This window comes from Pseudogulbenkiania sp. NH8B (assembly GCF_000283535.1).
GTDB lineage: Bacteria > Pseudomonadota > Gammaproteobacteria > Burkholderiales > Chromobacteriaceae > Pseudogulbenkiania > Pseudogulbenkiania ferrooxidans.
Genome location: NC_016002.1, coordinates 1,692,501 through 1,706,760, shown reverse-complemented (window position 1 = coordinate 1,706,760; position 14,260 = coordinate 1,692,501). Strand labels below are relative to the sequence as shown.

The 14,260-nt window shown below is 64.6% G+C and carries 12 protein-coding genes and 2 rRNA genes (1 of these 14 running past the window's edge); 11 read left to right on the top strand and 3 right to left on the bottom strand.

Translation table 11 applies throughout. From position 1 onward, the window contains the following. Positions 1–6 precede the first annotated feature (6 nt). The 11 genes from NH8B_RS07885 to chrA all read left to right on the top strand — a co-directional run bounded on the left by NH8B_RS07885 (position 7) and on the right by chrA (position 11,769). A complete protein-coding gene (locus NH8B_RS07885; protein ID WP_014086802.1) occupies positions 7–804 on the top strand; it encodes a thiazole synthase in 798 nt (265 codons plus the stop codon). A gap of 14 nt (positions 805–818) precedes the next feature. Continuing rightward, positions 819–1,460, top strand: coding sequence for a thiamine phosphate synthase (gene thiE, locus NH8B_RS07880; protein WP_014086801.1), 642 nt, complete (start codon positions 819–821; stop codon positions 1,458–1,460). 188 nt (positions 1,461–1,648) lie between these two features. Continuing rightward, complete coding sequence (locus tag NH8B_RS07875; protein WP_014086800.1) at positions 1,649–3,157, top strand: MocR-like pyridoxine biosynthesis transcription factor PdxR; 1,509 nt, start codon at positions 1,649–1,651, stop codon at positions 3,155–3,157. Between the two features lie 281 nt (positions 3,158–3,438). Then, on the top strand, positions 3,439–3,837 hold the full coding sequence (locus tag NH8B_RS07870) for a nuclear transport factor 2 family protein (protein WP_014086799.1): 399 nt from the start codon (positions 3,439–3,441) through the stop codon (positions 3,835–3,837). 39 nt (positions 3,838–3,876) lie between these two features. Continuing rightward, the gene (locus tag NH8B_RS07865) at positions 3,877–5,313 is read left to right on the top strand and encodes an NAD(P)/FAD-dependent oxidoreductase (RefSeq protein ID WP_014086798.1); all 1,437 of its coding nucleotides are present in this window, start codon (positions 3,877–3,879) and stop codon (positions 5,311–5,313) included. Positions 5,314–5,540: 227 nt separating this feature from the next. Beyond that, on the top strand, positions 5,541–6,569 hold the full coding sequence (gene tauA, locus NH8B_RS07860) for a taurine ABC transporter substrate-binding protein (protein WP_014086797.1): 1,029 nt from the start codon (positions 5,541–5,543) through the stop codon (positions 6,567–6,569). 68 nt (positions 6,570–6,637) lie between these two features. Then, complete coding sequence (locus NH8B_RS07855; protein ID WP_014086796.1) at positions 6,638–7,450, top strand: taurine ABC transporter ATP-binding protein; 813 nt, start codon at positions 6,638–6,640, stop codon at positions 7,448–7,450. Further along, positions 7,443–8,369, top strand: coding sequence for an ABC transporter permease subunit (locus NH8B_RS07850; protein WP_014086795.1), 927 nt, complete (start codon positions 7,443–7,445; stop codon positions 8,367–8,369). The genes NH8B_RS07855 and NH8B_RS07850 overlap by 8 nt, the downstream gene beginning before the upstream one ends. Before the next feature lie 103 nt (positions 8,370–8,472). Beyond that, positions 8,473–8,847 carry a COG4315 family predicted lipoprotein gene (locus tag NH8B_RS07845; protein ID WP_041702887.1) on the top strand — a complete coding sequence of 125 codons (375 nt, stop codon included), beginning with the start codon at positions 8,473–8,475 and terminating at the stop codon, positions 8,845–8,847. Positions 8,848–8,884: 37 nt separating this feature from the next. Further along, positions 8,885–9,862 (top strand): YncE family protein, encoded by a 978-nt coding sequence (locus NH8B_RS07840; RefSeq protein WP_014086793.1) that lies wholly within the window; start codon positions 8,885–8,887, stop codon positions 9,860–9,862. 545 nt (positions 9,863–10,407) lie between these two features. After that, entirely contained in the window at positions 10,408–11,769 is a 1,362-nt protein-coding gene (gene chrA / locus NH8B_RS07835) for a chromate efflux transporter (RefSeq protein ID WP_014086792.1), read from the top strand. A gap of 162 nt (positions 11,770–11,931) precedes the next feature. On the opposite strand, the gene fhuF is transcribed toward chrA, so the two are convergent. The 3 genes from fhuF to NH8B_RS07820 form a co-directional block, all read right to left on the bottom strand. After that, positions 11,932–12,729, bottom strand: coding sequence for a siderophore-iron reductase FhuF (fhuF, locus tag NH8B_RS07830; protein WP_041702886.1), 798 nt, complete (start codon positions 12,727–12,729; stop codon positions 11,932–11,934). 218 nt (positions 12,730–12,947) lie between these two features. Continuing rightward, positions 12,948–13,061: ribosomal RNA gene (gene rrf, locus NH8B_RS07825) — 5S ribosomal RNA — on the bottom strand. A 116-nt stretch (positions 13,062–13,177) separates the two neighbouring features. Then, positions 13,178–14,260 (bottom strand): 23S ribosomal RNA (locus tag NH8B_RS07820); it runs 1,808 nt beyond the window's last position.

Below are 14,260 nucleotides of genomic sequence, written 5' to 3'. Positions count from 1 at the left end.
CTCGACATGAACGACCCGCTCATCATCGCCGGCAAGACCTATTCCTCGCGCCTCCTGGTCGGCACCGGCAAGTACAAGGACTTCGCCGAAACCCGCGAAGCGGTGGACGCCGCCGGCGCCGAGATCGTCACCGTGGCGATCCGTCGCACCAATATCGGCCAGCACCCGGGCGAACAGAGCCTGCTCGACGCGCTGCCGCCGTCGCAGTACACCCTGCTGCCCAACACCGCCGGCTGCTACACCGCCGAGGACGCGGTGCGCACGCTGCGCCTGGCGCGCGAGCTGCTCGACGGCCACACGCTGGTCAAGCTCGAAGTGCTGGGCGACCCGAGCAACCTCTACCCCAACATGCCGGAAACGCTCAAGGCGGCGGAGACGCTGGTGAAGGAAGGCTTCGACGTCATGGTCTACTGCTCGGACGACCCGATCCAGGCCAAGCGCCTGGAGGAGATCGGCTGCGTCGCGGTGATGCCCCTGGCTTCGATCATCGGCTCCGGCATGGGCATCCTCAACCCGTGGAACCTGCGCCTCATCATCGACAACGCCCAGGTGCCGGTGCTGGTCGACGCCGGGGTCGGCACCGCCTCGGACGCCGCCATCGCCATGGAGCTGGGCTGCGACGCGGTGCTGATGAACTCGGCCATCGCCCACGCCCGCCAGCCCGTGCTGATGGCGAGCGCGATGAAGCACGCCGTACTGGCCGGGCGCGAGGCCTACCTCGCCGGGCGCATGCCGCGCAAGCTCTACAGCGCCGAACCCAGTTCGCCCACCAGCGGCATGATCGCCCCGGCGCGCGGCGGATAAGGGAGAACGCCACGGTGAATAACGCCACGCAACGGCCCACCCGCCCGGTCTGGCTGGACGGGCTCTACGCCGTCACCCCCGACACCAGCGACAGCGCCTGGCTGCTGCCGCGCGTCGCCGCCGTGCTGGCGGGCGGCGCCAGCCTGGTGCAGTACCGCAACAAATCCCGCGATACCGCGTTGCGGCGGGAGCAAGCCGCGGCCATCCGGGCGCTGTGCCGGCAGCATGGCGCCTGGTTCCTCGTCAATGACGACGTGGGGTTGGCCGAAGAAGTCGGCGCCGACGGCGTCCACCTCGGGCGGGGCGACACCAGCCTCTGCGCGGCACGCCAGCGCCTCGGGCCGCACGCCATCATCGGCGCCACCTGCCACGACCAGCCGGCGCTGGCGGTGCAGGCGGTCGGCAACGGCGCCAGCTACGTCGCCTTCGGCGCGCTGTTTCCCTCGCGCAGCAAGCCGGAGGCGGTCTCCGCCCCGCTCGCGCTGTTTGCCGCGCTGCCGCCGCTGGAGGTGCCGTGCGTGGCGATCGGCGGCATCACCCCGACCAACGCCGCACTCGCCTGGCAAACCGGGGTCGACATGCTGGCCATCATCGGCGGACTGTTCGACGCCCCGGCGCCGGACGAAGCGGCCCGCGCCATCCTCGCCGCGCGCTGACCGGTCATGCCGGGAGCCGCCACATACCCTTGCCCGACCTGCGACGGCGGCGCCACGACAGGCGCACATTCTCACCAGCAACAGGCGCCCTTCCGGCCCCGCGGGGCGGCCATCGCCAAACGACAGACAATCACTTAGTCTACAAGTAGCGTGTTATGTTGAAACGGCACCGTCACAGAGAAGGAACGATGAGCACCAAGTTGACCGGCACCATGTGGAACCAGCTTTTCCAGCAACACGCGAAGAGCGGCATGAGCCTGCAAGGCAATATTCGCCAGATGCTGGTCTCGGCCATCCTCGACGGCCAGCTGCCGGTCGGTATTCCCTTGCCGTCCGGCCGCGAGTTGTCGGCCCAGCTCGGCGTGGCGCGCAATACCGTGGTGCTGGCCTATCAGCAGCTGGTCGACGAAGGCTACCTGGTGTCGCGCGAGCGCAGCGGCTATTTCGTCAACGCCGACATCCTCGCTGGACGCCTCCCCGCCCAAACCACCCCACACGACCGCCCCCCGGCCGACGGTCCCGACTGGGGGCGGCGCTTCGTGTTCCGCCCCACCCAACAGCGCAACATCGTCAAGCGCGCCAACTGGCAGGACTACCCCTACCCGTTCATCTACGGCCAGTACGACCCCATCCTGTTTCCCACCGCCGACTGGCGCGAGTGCAGCCTGAAGGCGCTCAGCGTGCTCGACATCCACGAGTGGGCGCAGGACATGATCCTGCGCGACGACGATTTGCTGGTGCAGCAGATTCGCACCCGCGTGCTGCCGCGGCGCGGGGTGTGGGCCTCGGCCGACGAGATCGTCATCACCGTCGGCGCGCAACAGGCGCTCTACCTGCTGGCCGACCTGCTGATGAGCACCGACACCCCGGTCGGCGTGGAAGACCCGGGCTACCCGGACGCGCGCAACATCTTCGGCAGCCGCACCGCCCACCTGCTGCCGCTGCCGATCGACGAAGAAGGCCTCATGGTCAGCGGCGCGCTGCACAACTGCGACTACGTCTACGTCACTCCCGGCCACCAGTGCCCGACCACGGTGACCATGCCGCTGGCGCGGCGCCAGGCCTTGCTGCAGATGGCCGAAGAAGCCGACTTCGTGCTGATCGAGGATGACTACGAAAGCGAAAGCCGCTTCCAGGGCGACCTCACCCCGACGCTGAAAAGCCTTGATCGCAATAACCGCGTCATCTACGTCGGCAGCCTGTCCAAGAACCTCGCCCCGGGACTGCGCATCGGCTACATCGTCGGCCCCGCCGAGCTGATCGCCGAATTGCGCGGCATCCGCCGGCTGATGCTGCGCCACCCCTCGGCCTACATCCAGCGCGCCTTCGCCCTGTTCCTCTCGCTCGGACATTACGATTCGCACCACCGCCGGCTGTCCGCGGCATACCGGGAACGGGCCCAGGTGCTCACCGACGCGCTGGCGCGCCACCTGCCCGAAGTCCACCCGGTGCCGATCTCGGGCGGCGCCTCGTGCTGGATCGTCGGACCGGACTGGCTCGACGCCGAGGAACTGGCCCAACGCGCCGAAGAAAACGGCGTGCTGATCGAACCCGGCAACGTCTTTTTCATGAAAACCGCCATGCCGCGCAACTGCTTCCGCTTGGGCTTCTCGTCGATCCCGATCGAGAAGATCGAACCCGGCGTCCGCGCCCTGGCCGAGGTCCTGCGCCACCTGAAACCGACCCACCCGCGCTGAACCAGGCGCCCCGCCCCACTCTCTCCTCCCCGGCTGCGCCCCCGTCGCCGCCGGGGCTAAGGCATGCCCTATTCCCTCCTGACAGCGCCGCCTTCCCGCCCGCCCTCCACCCCGCTCCTTCTGGCCCAAACTGGCCCAAACGATTTAACCGAACTGGCCCTACTGCATCGCCCTCCAGCTCACTAATCTGAAGTCGTCAAATGCAGTGGTCCTCCCGCACGGCGCCCGCCGCCACGGCAACACGGACCACCCACAACATCAGAACTGCTTAGGAGAACACGATGTCCCATACCCCCGTGACCGCCGAATTTCTGCAGGCCTTCAGCGACGCCTGGAACCGCCACGATATCGACGCCCTGATGAGCTTCATGGCCGACGATTGCGAATTCCACGCCGTTGCCGGCCCCGACCTGCTCGGCCGGACGTTCCACGGTCGCGAAGCGGTGCGCGAAGGCTTCCAGCTCGCCTGGCAGACCTTCCCCGACGCCGCCTGGCTCGACGGCGATCACTTCGTTCACGGCGATCGCGGCGTCAGCGAATCCACCTTCAGCGGCACCAAGGCCGACGGCACGCGCATCGAGGCACGCATGGTCGACGTCTTCACCTTCCGTGACGGCAAGATTGCGGTGAAAAACGCCTACCGCAAAGACCGCCCACCGGTCGCCCACGCCGGCAACTGAGCCCGGACTCACATCGCGTCAACATCAAGGAGTCCGAGCATGGATACCCTTACCCAAAAGCGCGCGGTGAACACGGGCCGCGCCACCGGCCCTTCCACCGCCTACGACCCGGCCTACGACCCGCTGATCGCCAGCACCCCGGGCCAGGGCCGCGATTACGCCCCGACCTACTGGATCGGCACCGCCGGCGACCCGCCGCCCGATGACGGCCCGATCACCCACGACATCGACGTCGACGTCGCCATCATCGGCTCCGGCTTCACCGGTCTTACCACCGCGATCTTTCTCGCCCAGGAATACGGCATCAAGGCCACCGTGCTCGAGGCCAACCGCGTCAGCTGGGGCTGCAGCACCCGTAACGGCGGCCAGGCCCAGTGCGCCTCGGGCCGTCTCAAGCGCTCGCAGTGGATCGCCCGCTACGGCCTCGACACCGCGCTGCGCATGCATGAGGAAGTCTGCGCCGGGATGGAAACCTTCAAGAACCTGATCAAGGACATCGACTGCGACCCGCAGCCGGGCGGCCACCTCTACATCGCCCACCGGCCCAAGGCCATGCCGGCGCTGGAGAAGGAAGCCAAGATCCTGCGCGACGTGTTCAACTACGACGCCCGCATCCTCGACGCCGACACCGTCAAGCGTGACTACGTCGACGACAAGGAAGCCGCCGGCGCCATGCACGAGCCGGAAGGGATCGGCATCCACGCCGGCAAGCTCGCCTTCGGCTACCTGAAGAAGGCGCGCACGCTCGGCGCCAAGGTGCACCCGTCGAGCCCGGTCATGGGCTGGGAGACCCGCAACGGCGTGCACTACCTCAAAACGCCGGGCGGCATCGTACGCGCCCGTGCCGTCGGCGTCGCCACCGGCGGCTACACCTCGCAGGGGCTGCACCCGCAACTGAAAAACCGCCTGCTGCCGATCCTGTCCAACTCGATCGTCACCCGTCCGCTGACGCAAGCCGAGATCGATGCCTGCAACTTCCGCACCACGCAGGTCATCACCGACACCCGCATCCTGCGCCACTACTATCGCCTGATGCCGGATGGCCGGGTACAGATCGGCAGCCGCAGCGCCATCACCGGCCACGATGCGCCCGAGGACAAGTACAAGCAGTTCCTGATCCGTGACCTGCACCGCAAGTTTCCCGCGCTGGAAGGCATCCAGATCGATTACTCCTGGTGGGGCTGGGTCGACGTCAGCCACGACATGATGCCGCGCATCTACCAGCCGGACCCGAAGCAGACGATCTACTACGCCCTCGGCTACGGCGGCAACGGCGTCATGTACTCGGCACAGGCCGGCCGCCACCTGGCCGCCAGCATCGCCGGCAAGGGCACCCCGGACCTGCCGATCTTCCGCTCCAAGCTGCCGTTCCCGAACGTGCGCGAGGTGGTGGAATCGGAACTGTTCGCCCCCTTCCGCCGCTTCGGCCAGTGGTGGCTGTACCGCTGGTATCACCTCAAGGACGAAGTCATCTAGGCGCCATTCGCCGATCGCCCGGCCTCCGGCCGGGCGCCTGACCGCCGCCACATCTCACGCGAGACGTGGCGCCCAGTAAAGAAAGGAGTACGCCCCATGGCGGCATCGAGCCGTATCGATGCCCGATAAACACTGTCAGATCGGCCTTACTGAATCGCCCTGCTGCAATCCATATGGCATATAAATGCCGGTAAATATAATAAATTCTTATTACGATGGAGAAAGACATGTACGGAGCACGCAGTTTCAAGAAGGTTCTCACGTTGTCGGCAACCCTGCTGGCGCTCGGCGCCGGCGGCATGGCACACGCCGAGCAGAAGGAAGTCACCATCGCCTATCAGCAGATCGCCGGTCCGTTGCTGACCGTGATCGCCGATGGCTCGGCGGAAAAGGCCACCGGCTACAAGATCAACTGGCGCCAGTTCGAATCGGGCGCCAAGGTCGGTACCGCCATGGCTTCGGGTGACGTGCAGATCGGCGTCATCGGCTCCAGCCCGCTCGCCGCCGCGGTGAGCCGCGGCCTGCCGCTGCAGCTGTTCTGGATTCTCGACGACATCAACGAAGCCGAAGCCATGGTGGTGCGCAACGGTTCCGGCATCAACAAGCCGGCCGACCTCAAGGGCAAGAAACTCGGCGTTCCTTTCGTCTCCACCACCCACTTCCACACCATGTTCGCGCTCAACCTCTGGGGCATCAAACCGAGCGAACTGGAAATCCTCAACATGCAGCCCAACCAGATCGCCGCAGCGTGGGAGCGCGGCGACATCGACGCGGCCTACGTCTGGGACCCGGCACTGGCACGCATCAAGCAGAGCGGCAAGGTGCTGATCACCTCGGGTGAGCTGTCCAAAAAAGGCAAGGCCACCTTCGACGGCGTGGCGGTGAACCGCACCTGGGCCGACGCCAACCCGGCCTTTATGGCGAGCTTCACCAAGGCCATCGCCAACGCCGACGCCGCCTTCCGCACCAACCCTCAAGCCTGGGGCGCCGACTCCGCCCAGGCCAAGACCATGGCCAAGATGCTGGGCGGCACCCCCAAAGATGCTGCCGACGCGGTGAAGCTCTACGCTTACCCGACCCTCCAACAACAGATCTCGCCCGCCTGGCTGGGTGGCGGCAAGACCGGCGGTGCCGCCAAGGCGCTCAAGGCGACGGCTGAATTCCTCAAGGAGCAGAAGCGCATCGACGCGCTGGCCCCGGACTACAGCGCCTTCGTCACGTCGAAGTACGCAGAAGCTGCACTCAAGCAAAAATAATAAGCGCCCGGCATGGGACGCCCGGCCGGGCGTCCCAAAGGACCGAACCAGATCTGAGGAGAACTCTCATGCAAGAGCTTAACGTCAGCAATGTCAGCGTGCGCTACCCAGGCCGGCGCCCGGGCGAGCAGGTCCATGCGCTCGACAACATCAACCTCTCCATCAAGAGCGGGGACTTCGTAGTGGCACTAGGCGCGTCCGGTTGCGGCAAGACTACCTTGCTGAGCCTGATGGCGGGCTTCATCTCCCCCACCGAAGGCAACATCACGCTGGGCGGCAACAAGGTCATGGGCCCGGGCTCCGACCGCGGCGTCGTGTTCCAGAAACACGCCCTGCTGCCCTGGCTCAACGTCATGGAAAACACCGAATTCGGCCTCAAGCTGCAAGGCGTGAGCAAGGAAAAACGGCGCGCGCTGGCCGCCAAGAACCTGGCACTGGTCGGCCTGCAGGACTTTCACAGCCACATGATCTACCAGCTCTCCGGCGGCATGCAGCAGCGCGTGGGCATCGCCCGGGCGCTCACCTGCAACCCGGCCATGCTGCTGATGGACGAGCCGATGGCGGCGCTCGACGCCCTCACCCGTGAAACCATCCAGGAGTTGCTGCTCGACGTCTGGCAGGAAACGCAGAAGATGTTCTTCTTCATCACGCACAGCGTCGAAGAAGCTCTGTTCCTCGCCAGCCGGCTGATCGTCATGTCGCCGCGCCCGGGCCGCATCACCCACACCTACGAGCTCGACTTCAACCGCCGCTTCCTGGAATGCCGCGACGCCAGGACGATCAAGTCCAGCCCCGACTTCATCAAGATGCGTGAAACCGTGCTTGGCATCATTTATGGCGACGAGCGCGCCGCCGAAGCGAAAGAGGTGTCCCATGTCTAACCTGAAACACGACCCGGAAGTCTCTCTTGGCCGCCAGCGCGGCTCGATCTCGCTGAGCAGCCACCCGGCCAAACCCCACGGCGGCCCAGGCATGCTATCGCAACTGTTCAGCAAGAAATCGGTTCGCCCCGGCGAACAATTCGGCGCGCCCGGTCAGGGCAGCAGCGGTCTCATCAGCTTCGTCACCGTCGCCCTGCTGTTTTCGCTGTGGGTGCTGGTGACCGCCACCGGCTGGGTGTCGCCGCTGTTCCTGCCATCTCCGCAGGCGGTGTACGACAAGTTCATCCTGGTATCGACCGAGGGCTTCGCCAACGCCACGCTGCTCGAGCATACCGAGACCAGCCTGTACCGCGTGTTCGGTGCCTTTGCCCTGGCCTGCGTCACCGCCATCCCGATCGGCGTGCTGATGGGGGTGAGCCGCGTGGCGCGCGGCGTGTTCGATCCGCCGATCGAGTTCTACCGCCCGCTGCCGCCGCTCGCCTACCTGCCGATGGTGATCATCTGGTTCGGCATCGGCGAGTTCTCCAAGGTCTACCTGATCTTCCTCGCCATCTTTGCCCCGATGGCCATCTCGGCGCGTTCGGGCGTGCGCTCGGTCTCGATCGAGCAGATCCACGCCGCCTACTCGATGGGCGCGACGCGCATGCAGGTGATCCGCCACGTCATCCTCAAGTCGGCGCTGCCGGAGATCTTCACCGGCATGCGCATCGGCATCGGGGTGGGCTGGACCACGCTGGTTGCCGGCGAAATGGTGGCCTCGACCCGCGGGCTCGGCTTCATGGTGCTCAACGCCGCCGAGTTTCTCGCCAGCGACGTGGTGATCATGGGCGTGATCGTGATCGGTCTGTTCGCCTTCACCTTCGACCTGCTGATGCGCTACCTGGAACGCGTGCTGGTGCCCTGGAAAGGCAAGGTCTGACAGCAAACCCGCCGCCATAACATATAGTGCACAACCAGGCGTGGCCATCCTCCCCGGGCGGCCACGCTCCTTCCCCAACCACCCTCAACCCCACGGGAACACGATGAAACGTTGGAATCTGGCAGCAAGCAGTCTGGTTTTTCTGATCACGGGCATGGCCTGGGCCGGCGACGCCCCGGTCGCCAAGACCCAGGGCGTGCTAACCGACACGCGCGGCATGACGCTCTACACCTTCGACAAGGACGTAGCCGGCAGCGGCAAGAGCGCCTGCAACGGCGAATGCCCCGCCATCTGGCCCCCATTGCACGCTGACAGCGGCGCCACTCCGGCAGGCGAGTTGTCCGTCATCACCCGCGACGACGGCAGCAAGCAATGGGCGTACAAGGGCAAGCCCCTGTATTACTTCGCGAAAGACCAGGCCGCGGGCGACACCCTGGGAGACAAGGTCAAGAACGTCTGGCACCTGATCCGGGAATAATCCGCTCCAGCCCCCCACCCGCGAAGAGACGATCCTCATGCTCCAAGAAAAAAAACCTTACGCCGTAGTGGCCGCCCTTTTGCTGACCGGGCTGGCGCACGCCGCGCCGGCTTTCGACGGCCAGATCCGCAACAACACCCTGGCCGTCAACCCGGCCGAAACCCTCGCCCTGGCCGCCAAGAGCGACAGCGACAAGGTCTACGTCTACGACCTGCGCTCCGGCAAAATGCGGCAGGCGCTGGAAGGCTTCATCTCGCCCCGCAACATCCTGTTCTCGCCGGATGGCCAGTCCTTCTACATCTCGGACAGCACCAAGGGCACCATCGAAAAATGGGACAGCGCCTCGCTGACGCGTTCTGCCTCCATGGCCGTCGGCCCCGGCGCCTTCGGCACCACGCTGAGCCGCGACGGCTCGCGGCTGTTCGTCAACAACCAGGCCACGAGCACGGTCACCGCCTTCGATCCCGCCACGCTGCAACCGCTCGCCGTGATGACGGGCTTTGCCCAGCCCCGGCAGGGCATCAAGCTCTCGGCGGACGACAAGGCGCTGTTCGTCACCAACTTCCTGGGCGACAAGATCACCGTGGTCGATCCCAGCGGCTTCAAGCCCCTGGCCGAGATCGGCGGATTCAACAAAATCCGCGCCATCGCCATCTCCCACGACGGCAAGACGCTGTATGCCGCGAACAGCGGCAGCGACACGCTGGCCGAGGTGGATGTCGAGGGCCGCTACGTGCGGCGCAGCGTCAAGGTCGGCAGCGACCCTTACGGTGCCGCCTTGAGGCCGGATGGACGTTTTCTGTATAGCGGCAACCTCAAGGGCAACTCCATGACGATCGTTTCCCTGCCGGACTTCAAGGTCACCGGGGAAATCGGCGGGCTGCACGGTCCCCGTCAGGCGATCTCATTCAGCCACGACAGCCACAAGGCCTGGGTGCTCAATGAGGATGTCAGCATTGCCGAAGTCGATCTGACTGCTCGGCGGATCACCCGTACATTGACCCCCGGCAGCTGAGCGGCAAGCGGGGCACTGCGAGTGCACGCCCCGCCAGTCTCCGCCCCACCAGGGTGGGGCGATAGCAAAGCCGGCACCCGCTGGCCACGCCCGTTCCACCCCGGAGCCAAAGCCGCCCGCACTCCCCCGTGGGCGGTTCCGGCATCTGAGGCATGTATTCACACCGATCCAGCACACTTGCGCTCGGTGACACTGCCGCCTCATCCGTCCGGCTCCCGGCCACGATCTTCTTGTTACGGTCGACATACCGCTACCCACCCAGACCCGGAACATCGCCGCGCCGGGGACGACGGCGCACGGTTCCCCCTCAGTCAGCCCGCCCGGGTTTGAAAAGGTTGGCCGAAGAACGCTACCGCCCACCCCGAAACACTCCGGCAAGTAAGGCGAAGGCGGCGCGATGCTTTCTGGCCAGAGCAAGCCAAGCGCGTTAGCATCCATGTCGATAGCCGCCGCCCCCCAACACCGCGCCGCCGCCATGCATCCGAGCGTGGCCTTCGCGAGCGGGAATGTCGCCGGCAGCTCGGCCGCCCTACAGAAAGAACACCATGACCCGCCGCCCCCCTGACACGCCATCCCCCACCTTGGCGCCACCGCCCGTCGGCTTCTGGGAAGCCTTCCGCTTCTGGCTCAAACTCGGCTTCATCAGCTTCGGCGGCCCGGCCGGCCAGATTGCGATCATGCACAGCGAACTGGTCGAACGCCGCCGCTGGATCAGCGAAAAACGTTTCCTGCACGCCCTCAATTACTGCATGGTGCTGCCCGGCCCGGAGGCGCAACAGTTGGCAACCTATATCGGCTGGCTGATGCACCGCAGCTGGGGAGGCATCGTCGCCGGTGCGCTGTTCGTGCTGCCCTCGCTGTTCGTGCTGATCGGGCTGTCCTGGCTGTACGTGGCCTTCGGCAACGTTCCGCTGGTCGCCGGGCTGTTCTACGGCATCAAGCCCGCCGTCACCGCTATCGTGGTGCAGGCGGCGCATCGTATCGGCTCGCGCGCGCTCAAGAACAACGTTCTGTGGGCGATTGCCGCCGCTTCGTTCATCGCCATCTTCGCGCTCAACGCGCCGTTTCCGCTGATTGTCCTGGGGGCAGCCCTGCTTGGCTATGTCGGTGGCCGCGTGGCACCGGCCACCTTCAAGGTCGGCGGGGGCCATGGCAAGGTCAAGGACGGCTACGGTCCGGCCTTGATCGACGACGACACCCCGACGCCCGCGCACGCGCGCTTCCGCTGGTCGCAGTTGACGCGCATCGGCGCGATCGGCTTGGCACTGTGGCTGGTTCCGCTCGCACTACTCACGGTGACATTCGGTTGGCAGGGCGTGTTCACCCAGATGGGCTGGTTTTTCTCGAAGGCCGCGCTGCTGACCTTCGGCGGTGCCTATGCTGTGCTGCCCTACGTCTACCAGGGCGCGGTCGACCATTACGGCTGGCTCACCGCAACGCAGATGATCGACGGCCTGGCGCTTGGCGAAACCACCCCCGGCCCGTTGATCATGGTGGTAACCTTCGTCGGTTTCGTCGGAGCCTACCTCAAGGCGCTAACCGGGCCCGAGCTGCCGTTCCTCGCCGGCGCCTTCGCCGCCACCTTGGTGACCTGGTTCACCTTCCTGCCGTCGTTCGTGTTCATTCTCGCCGGCGGCCCACTGATCGAATCGACGCACGGCGACATTAAGTTCACTGCACCGCTGACCGCCATCACCGCCGCGGTGGTCGGCGTCATCTTCAACCTGGCGCTGTTCTTCGGCTATCACGTCCTGTGGCCGACAGGTTTTTCCGGCCATTTCGACTGGCCATCCGCCCTGATCGCCCTGGCGGCGAGCATCGCCCTGTTCCGCTTCAAGCGCAATGTCATCCAGGTCATCGCCGCCTGTGCGGTGGTCGGCCTGCTGGCAAAGACCCTATTCCTCTAACCTGCCCCCATCCCGCGCCGGCAGCGTCGCGCGATGGGGCCGCCGAATGATTTGGCGTAGGCGCGGGCTCGGCCAAGCCTGCCCGCCACGCAAAAACGAAGCGGCAACAGCCTCTCCCCGATTTTCCCTTGAGACAATACCGCACCCCAGGGCGGGAGCAAGCTACGTCTCGAAGGCGGTCTTCCTCAGCAACAGCTGTTCCACCAGTGCGTCTTCATCAAGTTGCAGCAGCTTGGGGCAGCTCGAGCACAGCACGCGCTCCCCCGGCAGGCCGTCACGCAGGCAGCAGAGACGGCGAACCCGCAATGGCGAAGACAAGGACGCAGGAGGAGACGCGAGGTAGTGCACCACGCGATACAGCGGGTTGGCCAAACCGGTATCGAAAAACGACCGTTGACCGAACAGGTAGTCGGCGTCGGCCCGTGCCTCCTCGCCCGCAAACCCGGTCGAAAGTGCATATTCGAGACTATTCCCTACCGTGCTCCACAGCACACGCGGCGACAGACTGACCGAGGCCGCCATCATGTCGATGAATGGCAGCAGATGATCGACGCACAAGGAGCGATAACGCTCCGCCGGAGCATCGGTCTCGGCCCCCAACGCCTCGCAAGGCAGCCACAGGGCCTGGGGCAGGCCTTGATGCATCTGCAGGGTGCAATCGGCCAGCGCCATCCGGAGAGGTCGGCGCAACACCCGCGCGGCGATCAGCGCCGGGGGCAACAACAGGTTTAGATAGCGCCCGCACCACTGCGACAACAAGGCCTGGTCGCTACCGCCACCATATTGCCGGCGCAGCGCGTTCAGCAACACATCACAGTGTTCGGCCAACCTTGACGCCCGAACAGCGATCCCGCTCACGTCCTCAGGCAACCCCAGGTGCAGGTGCCGGCAATACAGCGCATACGCAGGCGGCACCAACTCGGCAAAGCAGCAAGATAACGGTTTCTCTGTGCTATTCATCCACTCTCCCCAGCCACCGCCCCAACAGAATCATGACCGCACCACAACCACAGTCCGCTTGGGGCGCAGCGCGCTTACCCTCAGTGCCACTCCAGCATTGGTTCGGCAGGACAATCCAGCCCCCATTTGGGACACCGCAAAGGCACGGCACCCCAGCATGATTTGCTCGCCCCAATACAAAAAGCCCAGCTCGGATGAGCTGGGCTTTCATGAGGGGAGTCTGGCGGTGTCCTACTTTCACACGGCAAGGCCGCACTATCATCGGCGCTAAGGCGTTTCACGGTCCTGTTCGGGATGGGAAGGGGTGGGACCACCTCGCTAAGGCCGCCAGACATAAACTGTCAACAAACGGGAAGAAGCCTGGAAGCCTCTCAGCTTCCATTTCGAATTGGGTAATCGATCGTACGTCGCACTCTATTCACCGCGTGGCCCAAGCCACTCAAATGATAGGATCAAGCCTCACGAGCAATTAGTATCGGTTAGCTTCACGCCTCACAGCGCTTCCACACCCGACCTATCAACGTCCTGGTCTCGAACGACTCTTCAGGAGGGTCAAGCCCTCAGGGAAGTCTCATCTTCAGGCGAGTTTCCCGCTTAGATGCTTTCAGCGGTTATCTCTTCCGAACTTAGCTACCCGGCAATGCCACTGGCGTGACAACCGGTACACCAGAGGTTCGTCCACTCCGGTCCTCTCGTACTAGGAGCAGCCCCCGTCAAACTTCCAACGCCCACTGCAGATAGGGACCAAACTGTCTCACGACGTTTTGAACCCAGCTCACGTACCACTTTAAATGGCGAACAGCCATACCCTTGGGACCGGCTACAGCCCCAGGATGTGATGAGCCGACATCGAGGTGCCAAACTCCGCCGTCGATGTGAACTCTTGGGCGGAATCAGCCTGTTATCCCCGGAGTACCTTTTATCCGTTGAGCGATGGCCCTTCCATTCAGAACCACCGGATCACTATGTCCTGCTTTCGCACCTGCTCGACTTGTCGGTCTCGCAGTTAAGCCACCTTATGCCATTGCACTATCAGCACGATTTCCGACCGTACCTAGGTGACCTTCGAACTCCTCCGTTACACTTTGGGAGGAGACCGCCCCAGTCAAACTGCCTACCATGCACTGTCCCCGATCCGGATCACGGACCAAGGTTAGAACCTCAAACACACCAGGGTGGTATTTCAAGGACGGCTCCACTGAAACTAGCGTCTCAGCTTCATAGCCTCCCACCTATCCTACACAAGTCTGTTCAAAGTCCAATGCAAAGCTACAGTAAAGGTTCACGGGGTCTTTCCGTCTAGCAGCGGGGAGATTGCATCTTCACAAACATTTCAACTTCGCTGAGTCTCAGGAGGAGACAGTGTGGCCATCGTTACGCCATTCGTGCGGGTCGGAACTTACCCGACAAGGAATTTCGCTACCTTAGGACCGTTATAGTTACGGCCGCCGTTTACCGGGGCTTCGATCAAGAGCTTGCACCCCATCACTTAACCTTCCGGCACCGGGCAGGCGTCACACCGTATACGTCC